Origin of the sequence: Bacillus sp. A01H (genome assembly GCF_045277205.1) — a bacterium.
Taxonomy (GTDB): domain Bacteria; phylum Bacillota; class Bacilli; order Bacillales; family Bacillaceae_G; genus Bacillus_A; species Bacillus_A paranthracis.
This window is the reverse complement of the sequence record NZ_CP117702.1, coordinates 3,633,655-3,650,535: the sequence shown is the minus strand read 5'-3', so window position 1 is coordinate 3,650,535 and position 16,881 is coordinate 3,633,655. Positions and strand designations below refer to the sequence as shown.

Below are 16,881 nucleotides of genomic sequence, written 5' to 3'. Positions count from 1 at the left end.
GGAATAAAAGTGAGTATTTTAAGTGCGAAAAATTTAGAAACAAGTTATGAAAAGCTTACAGTGTTTCGCGATTTAAATGTGGAAATACAAGAAGGAAAAGTAACGACAATTATAGGACCAAACGGGTGCGGTAAATCGACACTGTTAAAAACGATGGGAAGAATTTTAAAGCAAAAGAGTGGTAAAGTATATTTGCAAGGACAGGATTTACATACAATTCCAACGAAAGAAATTGCGAAGCAGTTAGCTCTACTTCCGCAAACTCCAATTGCACCAGGAGAGCTTAAGGTAGAAGAATTAATTTCTTATGGACGTTATCCACATCGAAATAATGTAAATAAGTTAACTTCAAAAGATAAAGAGATGATTGACTGGGCATTAGATATAACGAAAACTTCTGCATTTCGAACGAGACAAATTGCAAATCTATCAGGTGGTCAACGACAAAAGGTATGGCTAGCGATGGCTTTGGCACAAGAGACAGAAGTGTTGTTATTAGATGAGCCAACTACATATCTTGATATGTCTCATCAATTAGATGTATTACAAATTGTGGAGAAATTAAATAAAGACCATAATTGTACGGTCGTTATGGTATTACATGATATTAACCATGCAGCAAGGTTTTCAGATGAAATTATTGCAATGAAGGAAGGAGAAATCGTTACAACTGGTAGCCCAGAAGAAATCATTACAAATGAAGTGTTAAAAGAAGTATTTCATATTGATGCACGTGTCATGATTGATCCGTATAATGGGTCTCCTGTTTGCTTCGGTTATGATAGCGTTGTATTTCAAGAAGAAAAAGTAGAAATATATGTAACGAGTTAAGAAGGGGGGATATAAGATGAACACTACGATTGAAAAACAGCAGATTGTAACATCTAATACTGAACAGTGGAACATGTATTCAAAATTAGATGGTAAGGAATATCAAATTCATATTTCAAAGCCGAGGCAACCAGCACTGGATTCAGGATATCCTGTCATTTACGTATTAGATGGTAATGCCTTTTTTCAAACATTCCATGAAGCGGTTAAAATACAATCAGTTAGAGCAGAAAAAACAGGTGTTTCACCAGCCATTATAGTAGGTATTGGTTATCCAATCGAAGGGGCATTTTCAGGTGAAGAAAGATGTTATGATTTTACGCCTAGCGTAATTTCAAAAGATGCGGCTTTAAAACCAGATGGTAAACCTTGGCCTAAAACAGGAGGAGCACATCATTTCTTTACTTTTATTGAAGAAGAATTAAAGCCGCAAATTGAAAAGAATTTTGAAATTGATAAAGGAAAGCAAACAATATTTGGGCATTCACTAGGTGGTCTATTTGCTTTACATATATTATTTACAAACATAAATGCCTTTCAAAATTATTTTATTAGTAGTCCATCTATTTGGTGGAATAACCAATCTGTGCTTGAAAAAGAAGGGAATCTTATAAATGAATTAAACAATGCAAAGGTTAAAACAGGAGTATTTCTTACAGTTGGTTCACTTGAACGAGAGCATATGGTTGTAGGGGCAAACGAATTATCAGAGCGCCTTTTCAAAGTAAAACACGATCAGTTTCGATTTACGTTTTATGAGGCGGAAGGGGAGAACCATGCATCTGTTGTACCGACTTCTTTAAGTAAAGGATTGAGGTTTGTTAGTCACATATAGAAGAGGGAAAAGGTGAGCGATTGCTTACCTTTTTCATTATTGTTTAAAAGCAACGTATCCATCAATTAAAAAGCTAGTGAGAAAGCGAGTAATTTAATATAAACGAGAAACATTCAAATAAACATTTGAATGTTTCTCGTTTATAAGGTATACTACATACATAATCAAATATATATTTGAATAAGAGGTGTTACATATGAGTGAAGAGTATTGTGAACTTTGTTATCATGATGAGCAAAAAGTAAAACATGCAAGTGATATGCTAGAGAAAGAGAAGATAAGTAGTGTAGCGAAGATGTTTAAGGCACTTGCAGATGAAACACGTTTAAAAATTGCTTATGCGTTGTATACAGAAAAGGAACTTTGCGTACGTGATGTCGCAAGTATTATTCATAGTAGTATTGCAACAGCTTCACATCACTTAAGACTATTACAAACGATAGGATTGGCGAAAAAGCGTAAAGAGGGGAAACTTGTTTTTTATTCATTAGATGACTCTCACGTAAATGGATTAATTGAATTAGCGTTTAGTCATAGTAGTGAAATAAAGAAAAAAGAACTAAATATGTAACAATGCATTTTCATAAAGATACTTCTTTATGAAAATGCAACTTTCAAAGGAGAGGAGATAATAAGTATGGTTAAACTTGTATTAATAAGACATGGACAAAGTGAATGGAATGTTGAAAATCGGTTTACAGGTTGGACAGATGTTGATTTATCAATGAAAGGTATGAAAGAAGCAAGAGAAGCTGGAATAATGCTGAAAGCTAATGGTTTCTCGTTTGATATCGCATATACATCTGTTTTGAGAAGAGCGATGCGTACTTTATGGATTACTCTCGAAGAAATGGATTTGATGTGGATACCTGTTCATAAAACATGGAAATTAAATGAGCGACATTACGGTGCGCTTCAAGGATTAAATAAGGAAGAAACAGCGAGAAAATATGGCGATGAACAAGTAACATTATGGAGACGTTCAACAAATGTACGCCCACCAGCACTTACAAAAGATGACGAAAGATATGAAGCAGCACATCCGAAATATAGAGATGTAAAAGATTATGAGTTTCCTCTTACAGAAGATCTAGAAGATACAGAAAAACGAGTTGTTTCCTATTGGAATGAAGAGATAGCTCCTAACGTAAAAGCTGGTAAACAAGTAATTATAGCAGCACACGGCAATACAATACGTGCTTTAGTAAAACATTTAGATCAAATTTCAGATAAAGATATAGAAAATGTGAACATTCCAACAGGAACACCATTGGTTTATGAATTAGATAGCGATTTAAAACCGATATGCTATTATTATTTAACTAGAGAAATAGAAACTTTAGAAGGAAGTTTGGTATAAATATACCCTACCTACGTATTGTATATTTATATCGGAGGTGATTTATAGTGTTATATTATACGGTTGTAAATAAAAAGAATTGTGAGGCATGTGGACTATGTATTTCTATAGCACCTGATATATATCAGGTAGACGGAAGAGGAAAATCATTTGGTGTATTAGATAATAACCAAGGAATAATGGGTATTCCAAAAACTTTCTTGCAAGCAATGTTGGCGGCAAGTGACGGCTGTCCAACAAGTTCGATTCAAATAAGAAAAGAGCCATTTGTAAATAAAATAAAAATTTAATAGTGGAATTATGAAAGACAAACAAAATTAAAAGGAGGTATTTATATGGGACATCATCACGGTCACCAACATCATGGGCATGCTCACGGGCATTCCCATGGCCATCATCATTTTGAGGAAAGTAGGAAAGGTAACAGAAAAGGATTAATTACAGCCTTAGTGATTACAGCAACTATCATGTTCCTTGAATTTTTCGGGGGACTAGTTACAAATAGTTTGGCTTTATTATCTGATTCAGGACATATGTTAAGCGATACAAGTTCCTTATTATTAAGTTTAATTGCTATTGGATTAGCAGCTAGAACGGTTACTTCTAAAAAAACGTATGGATATTATCGTTTTGAGATTTTGGCGGCATTAATTAATGGAATTACGTTATTTGTTGTAGCAGGGCTTATTGTATGGGAAGCAATTGGTCGGTTTTTTGAACCACCAACTGTTTCAAGTGGTCCAATGATGTTAATCGCATCAATTGGTTTACTAGCAAATTTAATTAGTGCATGGGCACTGATGAGACAAGGTGATGTGAAAAATAATGTAAATTTACGTAGCGCGTATTTACATGTTCTTGGAGATGCTTTAGGGTCAGTGGGAGCATTAGTAGCTGGGGTACTTATGTCGTTATTCTCATGGTATATAGCAGATCCAATTATTTCAGTAGTTGTTGCTTTATTAATTTTAAAGAGCGCGTGGGGAGTAACAAAACATTCCATTCATATACTTATGGAGGGTACACCCGTTGCAATTGAACTAGAGAAAGTGAAGCAAGCGATTAGAGGAGTAGAAGGTGTACGTGATTTACATGATCTTCATATTTGGACAATTACATCTGGATTAGACGCATTAAGCGTCCATGTAATGATTGATAAAAAACAGGATGATCAAGAAGTACTTCAAAATATTATTGATATGTTAAAACAAGAGTTTCATATTGAACATGCTACCATTCAAATTGAAACACTTACTATTAAACATAATGAAATGATCGTCTAATTAAATGTAAGCAAAAGTCTATGGGGAAATTCTCCATAGCCTTTTGTTTGCGTAAGTAGAATTGTCCTTTTTGAAAGTTTTGTTTCAATTTTTCGTCTAAAGAGACAAAAAGTTGTCACAATTCGTTCACAATTAGCATAAACATAAAATAGACGAAATGAACTTATTTCCGAAAAGGCTTGGTTCATTCCAATTATGATTCGTAGAGCTGAAAAAGCACGGATGAAAAGTTCACTATATTCTCAAGGAGGTAGATCGTATGAAAACTATTCTCGCTATCGCTGGACTTATTTGGGTTTTATCGCATGGTATCCCAATTTATGAAGGAGAACAAATTCGCAGTGCTCTAAATAAAAATTTTAATGAATATCATATCATTGATCGGCAAGATAATGTTGTGACAGTTCGTGTAAATGACTGTTTTCATACGGTAACCGTTGAAGGAACTTCAGTAGTGAATGATACAAAAGTATGTGATCAGCAATAATTATATATAGGAAGAAAAAGTCTCAATTTACATGTGTGAAGATTGAGGCTTTTATATTTGGGAATGAATAATAAGCGGGGATGGACAACCCTCGCTTATTATTGTTTTTTGAAAAAAGGAAAGGGTATAATGAAAATTAAGACTGAGAAGCTAACAATGTGTTAAGAATAATCATAAAGTGGAAATATACTCATATGGGGTATCATGCATAGATATTTAATGCTATAATTGGTATACTCGTAAAAGTAATTGTTTTATTGGATGAAGAGAAACTTTAAGAAGGTGATAATATGGGGCATAAAGAGCATGAAGCAGTAACACATAGATCAGAAAAAGAAAAAGAGCAAATTATAAATAGATTGAAGAGAATTGAAGGGCAAGTTCGGGGTATTCAAAATATGATTGAAAATGATCGGTATTGCGTGGATATTTTAGTGCAAATTTCAGCGATTAATGCAGCGATGAAAAAAGTAGGAATGGGTGTATTAAAAAACCATACGAGTCATTGTGTTTCAGGTGCAATTAAAAATGGTAATGGTGACGAAGCAATCGAAGAATTAATGACAGTATTTGAACGTTTTTCAAAAGCGTAAAAACAAGCTAGTGTGTAACTAGCTTGTTTTTTGTTTATCCTTGTATTGGTGTGAAAAAGTGTGTGTAAAATAAACTTTTAGAAAATAATTGAAAAATCATGATAAAAAACCATTGATTACCTTAGGGGGGTATGGTAAGATGTAACTGTGATTAACAAACAATGAATAAACAAGAGGAGGATTTTAAATGGAACAGTTAACATTACAAGTTGAAGGTATGTCTTGTGGACATTGTGTAAATGCTATCGAAAGCAGTGTGAAAGAGCTAAACGGTGTTGAACAAGTGAAAGTTCAATTAGCAGAAGGAACTGTTGAAGTTACTATCGACTCGTCAGTTGTAACATTAAAAGATATCGTTGCTGTAATTGAAGATCAAGGATACGATGTTCAATAATTATTTTTAGATATGGAAATAAATCGTACTTTATAGGAAGTACGATTTATTTTGCTAATAATTATACCTCATAAGGGTATGTAGAGGTGAGAGACATGAATGAACAAAAAGAGGCCAATCTTCAAATATCAGGAATGACATGTGCCGCATGTGCAAATAGAATTGAAAAAGGCCTAAAAAAAGTAGAAGGTGTTCATGATGCAAATGTAAATTTTGCACTTGAAAAAACGAAAATAATATATGATCCCCAAAAAACAAATCCGCAACAATTTAAGGAAAAAGTTGAATCGTTAGGATATGGAATTGTAAGTGATAAAGCTGAATTTACTGTTTCAGGAATGACATGCGCAGCATGTGCCAATAGAGTAGAAAAGCGTTTAAATAAGTTAGAAGGTGTGAACGGGGCGACAGTAAATTTCGCTTTGGAATCAGCTACAGTAGATTTTAATCCTGATGAAATTAATGTAAATGAAATGAAGAGTGCAATTACGAAATTAGGATATAAATTGGAAGTGAAATCAGATGAGCAAGATGGATCAACTGATCATCGCTTACAAGAAATTGAGCGACAAAAGAAGAAGTTTATTATTTCGTTTATTTTATCATTCCCGTTACTGTGGGCAATGGTAAGTCACTTCTCATTTACATCGTTTATTTATTTACCTGATATGCTTATGAACCCTTGGGTGCAGCTAGCTCTTGCAACGCCAGTTCAATTTATCATTGGTGGACAGTTTTATGTTGGGGCTTATAAAGCGTTACGTAATAAAAGTGCTAACATGGATGTTCTTGTGGCACTTGGAACGTCGGCCGCCTATTTCTATAGTGTATATTTAAGCATTCAATCTATCGGTTCTTCGGAACACATGACAGATTTATATTTTGAAACGAGCGCGGTACTTATTACACTAATTATTTTAGGTAAATTATTTGAAGCAAAAGCAAAGGGACGTTCATCAGAAGCAATTAAAAAGTTGATGGGTTTACAAGCAAAGACAGCTACAGTTGTGCGAGATGGAACAGAAATGAAAATTTTAATCGAAGAAGTAGTAGCTGGTGATATCGTTTATGTAAAGCCTGGTGAAAAAATTCCGGTAGATGGTGAGATTGTAGAAGGAAAGTCAGCAATAGATGAATCGATGTTAACAGGTGAAAGTATTCCAGTTGATAAAACAATTGGGGATGTAGTAATCGGTTCTACAATGAATAAAAATGGATTTTTAAAAGTGAAAGCAACTAAGGTAGGAAGAGATACTGCATTAGCTCAAATTATTAAAGTAGTAGAAGAGGCTCAAGGTTCAAAAGCTCCTATTCAAAGGGTAGCAGATCAAATTTCAGGTATTTTCGTACCGGTTGTAGTTGTGATTGCTATTATTACATTTGCAGTGTGGATGATATTTGTTACACCAGGTGATTTTGGCGGAGCACTTGAGAAAATGATAGCAGTACTTGTTATCGCTTGTCCATGTGCATTAGGTCTTGCGACACCTACATCTATTATGGCTGGATCAGGAAGATCAGCTGAGTATGGTATTTTATTTAAAGGCGGAGAGCATTTAGAAGCAACGTATCGATTGGATACAGTTATTCTAGATAAAACAGGTACTGTGACAAATGGAAAGCCAGTGTTAACGGATGTAATTGTCGCAGATGGATTCAATGAAGAAGAAATATTACGTTTAGTAGGTGCGGCAGAAAAAAATTCTGAACACCCACTTGCAGAAGCGATTGTAGAAGGAATTAAAGAAAAGAAAATTGATATTCCAAGTTCAGAAACGTTTGAAGCGATTCCTGGATTCGGTATTGAATCAGTCGTAGAAGGAAAACAATTATTAATTGGTACACGCCGATTAATGAAGAAATTCAATATTGATATTGAAGAAGTTTCTAAATCGATGGAAGAGTTAGAACGAGAAGGTAAAACAGCAATGCTTATTGCAATTAATAAAGAATATGCTGGTATAGTGGCTGTTGCAGATACTGTAAAAGATACTTCAAAAGCAGCTATTACAAGGCTTAAGAAAATGGGTCTAGACGTTGTGATGATTACAGGAGATAATACGCAAACTGCTCAGGCGATTGCGGGGCAAGTTGGTATTGAACATGTAATTGCAGAAGTATTACCAGAAGGAAAAGCAGAAGAAGTGAAAAAACTTCAAGCGCAAGGTAAGAAAGTAGCAATGGTTGGAGACGGAATAAATGATGCTCCAGCACTTGCTACGGCGGATATCGGTATGGCAATTGGAACAGGAACGGATGTAGCGATGGAAGCGGCAGATATTACGTTAATTCGTGGCGATTTAAATAGTATTGCTGATGCAATCTTTATGAGTAAGATGACGATAAGAAATATTAAGCAAAATTTATTCTGGGCACTAGCTTATAACGGTTTAGGAATCCCGATTGCAGCGTTCGGTTTCTTAGCACCTTGGGTTGCAGGAGCAGCGATGGCATTTAGTTCTGTATCGGTCGTATTAAATGCATTACGATTGCAAAGAGTGAAGTTAAAATAATAAAACTTTAAATCTATAGAGTAATTGCATATGCTTTTAAACAAAAAACAATACTTTGAAACAAGTATTGTTTTTTGTTTATATAGAAAGAAAAAAGATATAATAAAGCAAAAATATTGAATCATAAATGGTAGAAAAGTTAAATGATAGTGTAGTAAGGAGATTCAAATATGTTAAAAGATACAATCATTAGGGCCTTCCATAAAGATGATTTAGGTCAAGTATTACAGTTGTTCTATGAAACAGTTCATACAATTAATGCAAAAGATTATAACGTGTTACAGCTACAGGCATGGGCACCAGATCAACTAGATAGGGAAAGCTGGTTAAAGTCTTTAGAAAAGAATATTAGTTATGTAGCGGAGCATAACGGTGTGATAGTCGGATTTGGGGATTATAATGATGAGCATTACGTAGATCGTCTATTCACGCATAAAGATTATCAAGGGAAAAGGATAGCTTCATACATACTACAAAAGTTAGAACAAGAAGCAGTGAACTTGGGGCATAGGGAGATATATACAGAAGCGAGTATTACAGCAAAACCTTTTTTTGAAAGTAAAGGCTTTATTTGCATAAAGGAACAAAAGAAAGAGCATAATGGTCAGATTTTTATTAATTATGTAATGAAAAAAATAGCCCTCTCGTAAACGAGAAGGCTATTTTTCATTATTTTACAGCTTCTTTTAGTTCTTTACCAGCTTTGAAAGCAGGTACTTTAGAAGCTGCGATTTGCATTTCTTCACCAGTTTGTGGGTTACGGCCTGTACGAGCAGCTCTTTCGCGAACTTCGAATGTACCGAATCCGATAAGTTGTACTTTTTCACCAGCAGCTAAAGTGTTAGTGATTGATTCTACTACAGTTTGTACAACTACAGTAGCTTCTTTTTGAGAAATCTCAGCATTTTGTGCTACGTTTTTGATTAATTCTGTTTTGTTCATGTTTTTCACCTCATATGTAAATAATGCTATTTAAGTTGTTATTATAACGTATAAAACATTCGAGAACAAGTGTACGCACATATATTCATAAAAAAAATGGAATTTGTAATATTTTTCAGGATTGCTGTATAGTCGTTCCATTTAAGCGGATACAGATTTTTTCTTTAATTCCGTTTGTTCTTTAGTAGAAGGTAGTTTCTTATTATAAGATATGAAATAAGGTAACGCTACAAATAACATACCTCCTACTAAGTTTCCGAAGAAAACAAAAATGAAGTTTGGAAAATATTCAAACCAAGTTAAATGACCTGCAAAAATTATAGCTGGGATGACAAACATATTGGCTACAACGTGTTGAAATCCAATTCAACAAAAGTCATAACTGGGAACCAAATGCCGATAATCTTTCCGATAAATTCTTTACTTCCCATACTAAGCCAAACAGCTAAACAAACGAGCCAATTACATCCGATTGCAGAAATGAAGGCTTGTAGTGGTGTATCTTGTAGTTTAGCTTGCGCAATAGAAACTGTTTTTGCTAAAAAAGCTCCCTCTGTTAATCCGACGATATGACCGAAAAAATAAGCAACGAATACAGCACCTATGAAATTGCTCAATGTAACAATAATTAAATTTCGTATGAAATAAAATAAAGTAATTTTCTTTTGAAGCCAGGCCATGGAAACTGTCATCATGTTACCAGTTACTAGTTCACCGCCTGCAAGAATAACGAGAATAAGACCGATAGGGAATACAGCAGCGCCTAGAAAACTAGTAAATGATCCCCAAGCCTTTGGCATTGTTCCAATAACATGAATATCGAGTAAATACCCTAATGCTATGAAAGCACCGCCAAAAAAACCGAGAATTAGCATAGGGAGTAATGATAAATGAGCTTTTTTTCTTCCGGAATTAGCAGCAAGTTCCGTAATTTCTTCTGGTGTAAATACAGACATGAATAATCTCTCCTTAATAAAATGATAAAAGAATAAATGGAACATTTTTAAGAATCTATGTATTATAAAAATATGTTATGACTTCTGTATAAATTTGTCAAAGTGAGCAGGGCTGGAATTAAATATAACTAACATTGTTCGTGTTGTCACATTCATGTAACAATAAGGTTTTAAAGTACTTCTAGAGGTGAGAACATGAATACGTATCACGTAAAAGAAGAACAAAAAAAATCAATCGTCAAGGTATCTATAATCAGTTTTGTAAGTGTAGTAATGATTTCTATAAGTTTGTATTTCTATGCGACAGAAATAGAACGAAAACTAGTAACAGTTACGTGGAATGAAATAGAATCTTCTACAATTCCTAAAGAGTTTCATAATAAAAAAATATTGCAGTTCTCAGATGTACATTTAGGACCAGAATTCACACTGAAACAACTAGAAAAATTGGTGGAGAAGATGAATGCGTTACGTCCGGATGTAGTAGTTTTTACAGGGGATTTAATAGATAAATTTGGATCGTATCAAGCCGAAAAAGAAGAAGCAAAAGGCATATTACAGCAAATACATGCACCCTTAGGGAAATATGCAGTGTTTGGGAATCATGATAGGGGCGGCGGAGGTAGTTTATTTTATAAAAAATATATGGAGGAAGCTGGTTTCGCTGTGTTAGTCAATGAAGTGCAGAAAATTAAAGCGGAAAACGGCAAATATATTACAATATCAGGTTTGGATGATTTTTTATTAGGTAAGCCGCAAATAGACTCAACTTTAAAACATGTAAGGCAACAAGATTTCAATATGTTATTAGTACATGAGCCGGATGTTGTAGACAAAGTAGCACGTTACCCAGTTGATTTTCAAATGTCAGGCCATAGTCACGGAGGACAAGTTCAAATTCCTTTTATCGGTCCATTCATTACGACAAAACTAGCTGAGAGTCATGTTGAAGGTATGTATGAAGTAGAGGGGAAGAGTAAGCCGTTATATTTATATGTAAATCGTGGTATTGGGACAACCCGAATGCCTGTTAGATTTTGGAGTGTACCTGAACTTTCAGTATTTGTATTGAAGCAAAAGAGTAACTAATGTATTCAATTCCACATCATCATTCTCAATTTGATTTTGATGAACGAGCGATGTTAATTGGTGGTAAATAAAAAACAACAATAGGTCATATAAAACCTATTGTTGTTTTCATTATTTTTGCAAGGGAATCGCATCGAAATATGTTCTATAGTTACTAGAGAATTCAAAGTTGTTTTTTGCATCCCAATTAATAGACCAAGACATTAGGCCGCGGAATGCAGGATAGCCACTCTCATTTGAAAGTTTATACTTTCCTCCGAAAGGAATTCCCTTAATGATATAATCTAAAGCTTTTTTCATTTCAGTTGGAGAAATATACCCACCACTTGGAGCGGCCGCTGGTGCTGCAGGAAGTCCAATCATTACTTGATCCGAACGAAGAGCTGGGAACATGTTATTTGCATTACCACCTACAGGAAAACCATGTAAGAGCATATCTGCCATAGCGACCTCGTAGTCTGCAGTACCTTGATTGTAGTTATTACCGTCCATTCCAACCCCGCTGCCAGCGTTGTAGTGTTGAACGTGAATGTATGTCAGTTTGTCTTTCACTCCGTAAATAATCGGTAAATATGCACCCCAGATGCTTCCGTATGCACTATAACCGCCTTGAACATAAGCTGTTTCAGGAGCCATGCTTAATAGAAAGTCGGGACCGTAATGATCTGAGATTGTTCGAATAGCCGAAATAAGATTTACGATTTGAGGAGTAGTTGGGTTTTTGAAATTAGTGTCATTTCCGTTTAAGTAAATACCTGATTCAAGGTCAATATCTATTCCATCAAAACCGTATTTATCAATGAGAGATTGTATGGAATTAATAAAGCGTTGCTTAGCGGCATTGTCAGGAAGTAAAACGACTCCATTTTGTCCACCAATTGAAAGAACTACTTTTTTTCCTTTACTCTTTAAATAAGAAATATCTGATTTGAATTCTGCATCTGTACCATACACAGGAGAAAATTCAACAGTAGAACGATCACCACCAGTTTCCCCGAAAGATACATTAATTACATCCCATTTTGGTGAAACGTCTCTTAATTTAATAATGCCAGTACCGTTATCAAAGTTATGCCAGTATCCAACGAGTAGTTTTGATCCTAAATTGTTTGCTGCTTGTGCTTGAAAGGGGGCTAGTGGTAGCAGTAAAAAAATTACTAACGTACAACAAATGAATTTGAACTTGTTTAACATATCAACACTCCTATACAAAAAGTTGTCTAGATGTATAATCTTGTTTATTTAATGATATCTGAAAATTCGTTCTTTCGTAAGGTAGCTATAATTTTCTCAACAATTGTATATGGAAAATTATTAAACCTAATGTAATAATTTTTATAGGAGCTTGCATTACAATTGTTAAATTCAGAATATTTTGATATATTTTAAAGTGTAGGCAAGGTTTTCACATAATACTCTTACATAAATTTCAAAATTACGTTTGGAAGGGGATGTATAAGAGTTGGATAAAAATCTTAAGAAAGACCTCAAAATACGCCACATTACAATGATCTCAATTGGCGGCGTAATAGGAGCTGGTTTGTTTGTTGGAAGTGGGGCAGTTGTGCATTCAGCAGGGCCAGGTTCTATCGTTTCATATGCATTAGCAGGACTTCTAGTCGTTTTCGTTATGAGAATGCTTGGGGAAATGGCAGCTATTAACCCGACAAGTGGGTCATTTGCAACATATGCAAGAGAAGCAATTGGTCCATGGGCCGGTTATACAATTGGGTGGCTATATTGGTTTTTCTGGGTAATTGTTATTGCGATAGAAGCCACAGCAGGTGCTGGTATTATTCAATACTGGATTCCAGAAATCCCACTTTGGTTATTAAGCCTAATATTAACGATTTTATTAACATTGACGAATGTTTTTTCGGTGAAATCATTTGGAGAGTTTGAATATTGGTTTTCTTTTATTAAAGTAATAAGTATTATTTTGTTCCTTTGTCTTGGACTAGCTGTTATTTTAGGATTTGTACCAGGAACGGAAGCACCTGGCACTTCGAATTTAGTAGGACAAGGAGGATTTATGCCAAACGGTATAAGTTCGGTGCTACTTGGAATTACTGTCGTTATATTTTCATTTATGGGATCTGAGATTGTTGCAGTAGCTGCTGGAGAATCTGCTGAACCTGTAAAAGCAGTAAAAACAGCAACAAATAGTGTAATTTGGCGTATTCTCGTATTTTTCATTGGATCGATTGCTGTAGTTGTTACACTTCTTCCATGGAATTCAGCGAACATATTAAAAAGTCCGTTTGTAGCGGTACTGGAACATATAGGGATACCAGCGGCAGCACAAATTATGAATTTTATCGTTTTAACAGCTGTACTTTCTTGTTTAAATTCTGGTTTATATACGAACTCAAGAATGCTTTTTTCAATGGCAGAAAGAGGAGATGCTCCAAAGGCATTTTTGAAATTGAATAGTAGTGGTGTTCCAGTTCGGGCCGTTTTATTCGGAACGTTCTTCGCTTATATTGGAGTTGTTTTTAGTTATATATCTCCAGATAAAGTCTTTTTATTTTTAGTCAATGCATCTGGCGGAATTGCGTTACTCGTTTATCTCGTTATAGCTGTTTCGCATTTAAAGATCCGTAAAAAAATGGGGAAAGTAGAACAACAAAATTTGAAAGTGAAAATGTGGTTTTTCCCGTATGTAACGTATGTTACAATTGCCGCTATTATAGCTGTTTTAGTTGCGATGCTTGCAATTGAATCTTTACGTTCACAAGCACTTTTGACGATGCTTGTTACTGTTCTTATAATACTTTCTTATTTTATTTTTAATAGAAATAAAAATAGTACAGTATCGAATACTACAAGTAAGAATGAGGAATCTGTGCGATTCTAATTTCTTGTTTTCGAAGAGAGTTACACCCAATCATTGCTATAAAAGAATCATATATAATCATAAAAATGAGTAATTTCTATTGTCATAGTGAATATAAACTTTTTTCTTGACTTTTTATACGAAGGCGAGCAGAATGGTAAAAAAGGAAGGGGGGATGACGATGGAAGAGTATGTATTAGAGCTGTATAACCTGTTATATACGACAGAATGGCAAGATATTGTTTCGTTTCTAGGAATCGTATTTTGTATGAAAATTGTAATTGTATATATGGAAGAGCAAGGTATGTTCTATTCCTTCTCATCCCCGTTCGATATGCAACGCGAGCCGTTGCTGAACTATGCCAAGGTAAATTACGAACAATTTCCTTTTGTATTTTTCTTTATGATTCGATTTATTACAGCAATTGTAAAGAAAAAGGAAAGTGACGATGAAGAGTGCCACTCAACTTGTAATATAGCGAATGTTCTTTAAGCTAAATACAAGGAGGAGATTTATATGTGGTTTCGATTTCTTATGATTGGTTTCTTTTCATTAACAGCAATTTCTTTAATGGGATATCAAGTGTCTGAAATTTTTCAAGCATATAGCGATGCATTTTTTAACAAAAACTAATCGCATTGCTATTTGAATAATAAAGCGATAAAATCCTTCTTAAGAAGTTTTATTAAGAAGGATTTTTTCTTTGTTTTGTCTTGCTGTGTCAAACTATTGTCACATTTACACTGTGAATAGTATGTTAAAATAGTGAGGTTACGTATACATATTTGAAGGAAGAGGGAGTGACCATTTTGGTGGATCAATCAACAAATCAGAAAAGCTATGCTCCTATTGTGATAACGCTTTCTGTAATTGTAAATGCGATTATTTTATTTTTGTTCTTTGGACCTGTTGGCTATGAAGGAGAAGTACATTTTGATGTAACGATTTTACCAATGTTAAACGCAATTTTTAATAGCTTTACGTTCGTATTTTTATTAGCAGCGTTATTCTCTATTATTAAGAAGAATGTGAAAATGCATCGTGGCTTCATCCTAGCAGCATTTACAACGACGTTGCTATTTTGTGTTTCTTATTTATCGTATCATTACTTGGCACCAGCAACACATTTTGGTGGCGAAGGATTCATTAAATATGTGTATTTCATCATTTTAATTACACATATTATCCTAGCAGCAATTATCGTACCACTTGCATTGTTTGCACTTGTATTTGGTTTTACAAATCAATTAACACGTCATCGTAAAATTGTACGTTGGACAATGCCGATTTGGTTATATGTAAGTTTATCTGGTGTTATTGTTTACTTAATGATCTCACCTTATTATCAATAAAAAATCTCAGCCTATAGGCTGGGATTTTTTTGTTAGGCAAATGTTTTTGTAAAATGAAAAAAATATGGTATACAAAAGTATAGTTGCTTTTCATATAGAAGGGATGGTAAAGGGATATGCAAAATTTTGTATTTCGTAATCCAACGAAACTTATTTTCGGTAAAGGTCAATTAGAGCAATTGAAAACTGAAATTCCACAGTTCGGTAAAAAAGTTCTTCTCGTATACGGGGGAGGCAGCATTAAAAGAAACGGTATTTATGATAATGTAATTTCTATTTTAAAGGAAATAAATGCAGAAGTATTTGAATTGACAGGTGTTGAACCGAATCCACGTGTATCAACTGTAAAGAAAGGGATTCAAATTTGTAAAGATAATGGTGTTGAATTTATTTTAGCAGTTGGTGGAGGTAGTGTAATCGACTGTACGAAGGCAATTGCAGCTGGTAGTAAGTACGATGGAGATGTGTGGGATATTGTAACGAAAAAAACATTTGCCAGTGAGGCATTACCATTTGGTACTGTGCTTACTCTTGCGGCAACAGGATCTGAAATGAATGCTGGTTCTGTCATTACAAACTGGGAAACGAATGAAAAATATGGCTGGGGTAGCCCAGTTACCTTCCCTCAGTTTTCAATTTTAGATCCAGCTCATACTGCGTCTGTACCGAGGGATCAAACAATTTACGGTATGGTAGATATTATGTCACACGTATTAGAACAATATTTCCATCATGGAACAAATACAGAATTACAAGATCGTTATTGTGAATCTGTTTTAAAAACAGTCATTGAGACAGCTCCTAAGCTTTTAAATGATCTAGAAAATTATGAGCATAGAGAAACGATTTTATACTGCGGTACTATGGCGCTAAACGGTATTTTAGCGATGGGAGTAAAAGGAGACTGGGCAACACACAATATTGAGCACGCGGTTTCAGCGGTTCATGATATACCACACGGAGGTGGCCTTGCGATTTTATTCCCGAACTGGATGAAGCATGTTGTAGATGAAAATGTAAGTCGTTTTAAACAGTTCGCTATTCGTGTATTCGATGTAGAAACAGATGGAAAGACTGATCGAGAAATTGCGTTAGAAGGAATTGAGGCGTTACGTCAATTTTGGACTTCAATTGAAGCACCAGTAACGTTATCTGATTATGCTATTGGAGAAAATGAAATTGATGTAATGGCGGATAAAGCGATGGCTTATGGCGAATTTGGTAACTTTAAAAAATTAAATAAAGACGATGTTTTAAGCATATATAAAGCTTCCTTATAAGTGAAGCGAGTAAAGGAACCCATTTGATATAACAATCCAATGGGTTTCTTTTTTGTTGTTTATAACTGTTTGTGATTGTTTTTGGTTATTTGTGAATGTTTATGGTTGATTTTTGTGATCGTTTTCATT

The 16,881-nt window shown here is 34.5% G+C and carries 18 protein-coding genes and 1 pseudogene; 16 read left to right on the top strand and 3 right to left on the bottom strand.

Annotated elements, in window-relative coordinates:
• Positions 1–9: 9 nt before the first annotated feature.
• From PSR14_RS19235 to PSR14_RS19185, 11 genes are all read left to right on the top strand, one after another.
• On the top strand, positions 10–831 hold the full coding sequence (locus PSR14_RS19235; RefSeq protein WP_000025757.1) for an ABC transporter ATP-binding protein: 822 nt from the start codon (positions 10–12) through the stop codon (positions 829–831).
• 16 nt (positions 832–847) lie between these two features.
• Positions 848–1,666, top strand: coding sequence for an alpha/beta hydrolase (locus tag PSR14_RS19230; RefSeq protein ID WP_074544020.1), 819 nt, complete (start codon positions 848–850; stop codon positions 1,664–1,666).
• A 196-nt stretch (positions 1,667–1,862) separates the two neighbouring features.
• Complete coding sequence (locus PSR14_RS19225; protein ID WP_001288310.1) at positions 1,863–2,237, top strand: helix-turn-helix transcriptional regulator; 375 nt, start codon at positions 1,863–1,865, stop codon at positions 2,235–2,237.
• Positions 2,238–2,303: 66 nt separating this feature from the next.
• Positions 2,304–3,026, top strand: a complete 723-nt coding sequence (gene gpmA / locus PSR14_RS19220; protein WP_000240140.1) for a 2,3-diphosphoglycerate-dependent phosphoglycerate mutase — start codon at positions 2,304–2,306, stop codon at positions 3,024–3,026.
• A 47-nt stretch (positions 3,027–3,073) separates the two neighbouring features.
• The gene (locus PSR14_RS19215) at positions 3,074–3,316 is read left to right on the top strand and encodes a ferredoxin (RefSeq protein ID WP_000967685.1); all 243 of its coding nucleotides are present in this window, start codon (positions 3,074–3,076) and stop codon (positions 3,314–3,316) included.
• A gap of 45 nt (positions 3,317–3,361) precedes the next feature.
• A complete protein-coding gene (locus tag PSR14_RS19210; RefSeq protein WP_074544018.1) occupies positions 3,362–4,309 on the top strand; it encodes a cation diffusion facilitator family transporter in 948 nt (315 codons plus the stop codon).
• Positions 4,310–4,568: 259 nt separating this feature from the next.
• Positions 4,569–4,796, top strand: a complete 228-nt coding sequence (locus PSR14_RS19205) for a hypothetical protein (protein ID WP_000849103.1) — start codon at positions 4,569–4,571, stop codon at positions 4,794–4,796.
• A 290-nt stretch (positions 4,797–5,086) separates the two neighbouring features.
• Complete coding sequence (locus PSR14_RS19200; protein WP_000509877.1) at positions 5,087–5,389, top strand: metal-sensing transcriptional repressor; 303 nt, start codon at positions 5,087–5,089, stop codon at positions 5,387–5,389.
• Between the two features lie 187 nt (positions 5,390–5,576).
• Positions 5,577–5,783, top strand: coding sequence for a copper chaperone CopZ (gene copZ, locus PSR14_RS19195; RefSeq protein WP_000436976.1), 207 nt, complete (start codon positions 5,577–5,579; stop codon positions 5,781–5,783).
• Between the two features lie 95 nt (positions 5,784–5,878).
• Positions 5,879–8,296, top strand: coding sequence for a heavy metal translocating P-type ATPase (locus PSR14_RS19190; RefSeq protein ID WP_076868380.1), 2,418 nt, complete (start codon positions 5,879–5,881; stop codon positions 8,294–8,296).
• Between the two features lie 170 nt (positions 8,297–8,466).
• Positions 8,467–8,946 carry a GNAT family N-acetyltransferase gene (locus PSR14_RS19185; protein WP_061184852.1) on the top strand — a complete coding sequence of 160 codons (480 nt, stop codon included), beginning with the start codon at positions 8,467–8,469 and terminating at the stop codon, positions 8,944–8,946.
• Positions 8,947–8,965: 19 nt separating this feature from the next.
• Here PSR14_RS19185 and PSR14_RS19180 read toward each other — a convergent pair whose 3' ends face one another.
• Together PSR14_RS19180 and PSR14_RS19175 are read right to left on the bottom strand one after the other, a co-directional pair.
• Entirely contained in the window at positions 8,966–9,238 is a 273-nt protein-coding gene (locus tag PSR14_RS19180; protein WP_001043904.1) for an HU family DNA-binding protein, read from the bottom strand.
• 141 nt (positions 9,239–9,379) lie between these two features.
• Positions 9,380–10,194 (bottom strand): annotated as a pseudogene (locus PSR14_RS19175) (formate/nitrite transporter family protein).
• A gap of 195 nt (positions 10,195–10,389) precedes the next feature.
• Between PSR14_RS19175 and PSR14_RS19170 the strand changes: the two are divergent.
• Positions 10,390–11,283, top strand: coding sequence for a metallophosphoesterase (locus PSR14_RS19170; protein ID WP_098487605.1), 894 nt, complete (start codon positions 10,390–10,392; stop codon positions 11,281–11,283).
• A gap of 111 nt (positions 11,284–11,394) precedes the next feature.
• Here PSR14_RS19170 and PSR14_RS19165 read toward each other — a convergent pair whose 3' ends face one another.
• A complete protein-coding gene (locus PSR14_RS19165) occupies positions 11,395–12,477 on the bottom strand; it encodes a chitinase (RefSeq protein WP_000932461.1) in 1,083 nt (360 codons plus the stop codon).
• Between the two features lie 268 nt (positions 12,478–12,745).
• Between PSR14_RS19165 and gabP the strand changes: the two genes are divergently transcribed.
• The 4 genes from gabP (at position 12,746) to PSR14_RS19145 (ending at position 16,752) form a co-directional block, all read left to right on the top strand.
• Entirely contained in the window at positions 12,746–14,140 is a 1,395-nt protein-coding gene (gene gabP / locus PSR14_RS19160; RefSeq protein WP_000360117.1) for a GABA permease, read from the top strand.
• A gap of 133 nt (positions 14,141–14,273) precedes the next feature.
• A complete protein-coding gene (locus tag PSR14_RS19155) occupies positions 14,274–14,612 on the top strand; it encodes a hypothetical protein (protein ID WP_001998080.1) in 339 nt (112 codons plus the stop codon).
• Between the two features lie 317 nt (positions 14,613–14,929).
• A complete protein-coding gene (locus PSR14_RS19150; RefSeq protein WP_000228315.1) occupies positions 14,930–15,472 on the top strand; it encodes a DUF420 domain-containing protein in 543 nt (180 codons plus the stop codon).
• 116 nt (positions 15,473–15,588) lie between these two features.
• The gene (locus PSR14_RS19145) at positions 15,589–16,752 is read left to right on the top strand and encodes an iron-containing alcohol dehydrogenase (RefSeq protein WP_001179105.1); all 1,164 of its coding nucleotides are present in this window, start codon (positions 15,589–15,591) and stop codon (positions 16,750–16,752) included.
• Positions 16,753–16,881 lie beyond the last annotated feature (129 nt).

Bases quoted from the DNA above. Each gene is read 5' to 3' on its own strand.
- PSR14_RS19230 (WP_074544020.1), top strand. From the start codon at position 848: ATGAACACTACGATTGAAAAACAGCAGATTGTAACATCTAATACTGAA.
- PSR14_RS19225 (WP_001288310.1), top strand. From the start codon at position 1,863: ATGAGTGAAGAGTATTGTGAACTTTGTTATCATGATGAGCAAAAAGTA.
- gpmA (WP_000240140.1), top strand. From the start codon at position 2,304: ATGGTTAAACTTGTATTAATAAGACATGGACAAAGTGAATGGAATGTT.
- PSR14_RS19210 (WP_074544018.1), top strand. From the start codon at position 3,362: ATGGGACATCATCACGGTCACCAACATCATGGGCATGCTCACGGGCAT.
- PSR14_RS19205 (WP_000849103.1), top strand. From the start codon at position 4,569: ATGAAAACTATTCTCGCTATCGCTGGACTTATTTGGGTTTTATCGCAT.
- PSR14_RS19200 (WP_000509877.1), top strand. From the start codon at position 5,087: ATGGGGCATAAAGAGCATGAAGCAGTAACACATAGATCAGAAAAAGAA.
- copZ (WP_000436976.1), top strand. From the start codon at position 5,577: ATGGAACAGTTAACATTACAAGTTGAAGGTATGTCTTGTGGACATTGT.
- PSR14_RS19190 (WP_076868380.1), top strand. From the start codon at position 5,879: ATGAATGAACAAAAAGAGGCCAATCTTCAAATATCAGGAATGACATGT.
- PSR14_RS19185 (WP_061184852.1), top strand. From the start codon at position 8,467: ATGTTAAAAGATACAATCATTAGGGCCTTCCATAAAGATGATTTAGGT.
- PSR14_RS19180 (WP_001043904.1), bottom strand. From the start codon at position 9,238: ATGAACAAAACAGAATTAATCAAAAACGTAGCACAAAATGCTGAGATT.
- PSR14_RS19170 (WP_098487605.1), top strand. From the start codon at position 10,390: ATGAATACGTATCACGTAAAAGAAGAACAAAAAAAATCAATCGTCAAG.
- PSR14_RS19165 (WP_000932461.1), bottom strand. From the start codon at position 12,477: ATGTTAAACAAGTTCAAATTCATTTGTTGTACGTTAGTAATTTTTTTA.
- PSR14_RS19155 (WP_001998080.1), top strand. From the start codon at position 14,274: ATGGTAAAAAAGGAAGGGGGGATGACGATGGAAGAGTATGTATTAGAG.
- PSR14_RS19145 (WP_001179105.1), top strand. From the start codon at position 15,589: ATGCAAAATTTTGTATTTCGTAATCCAACGAAACTTATTTTCGGTAAA.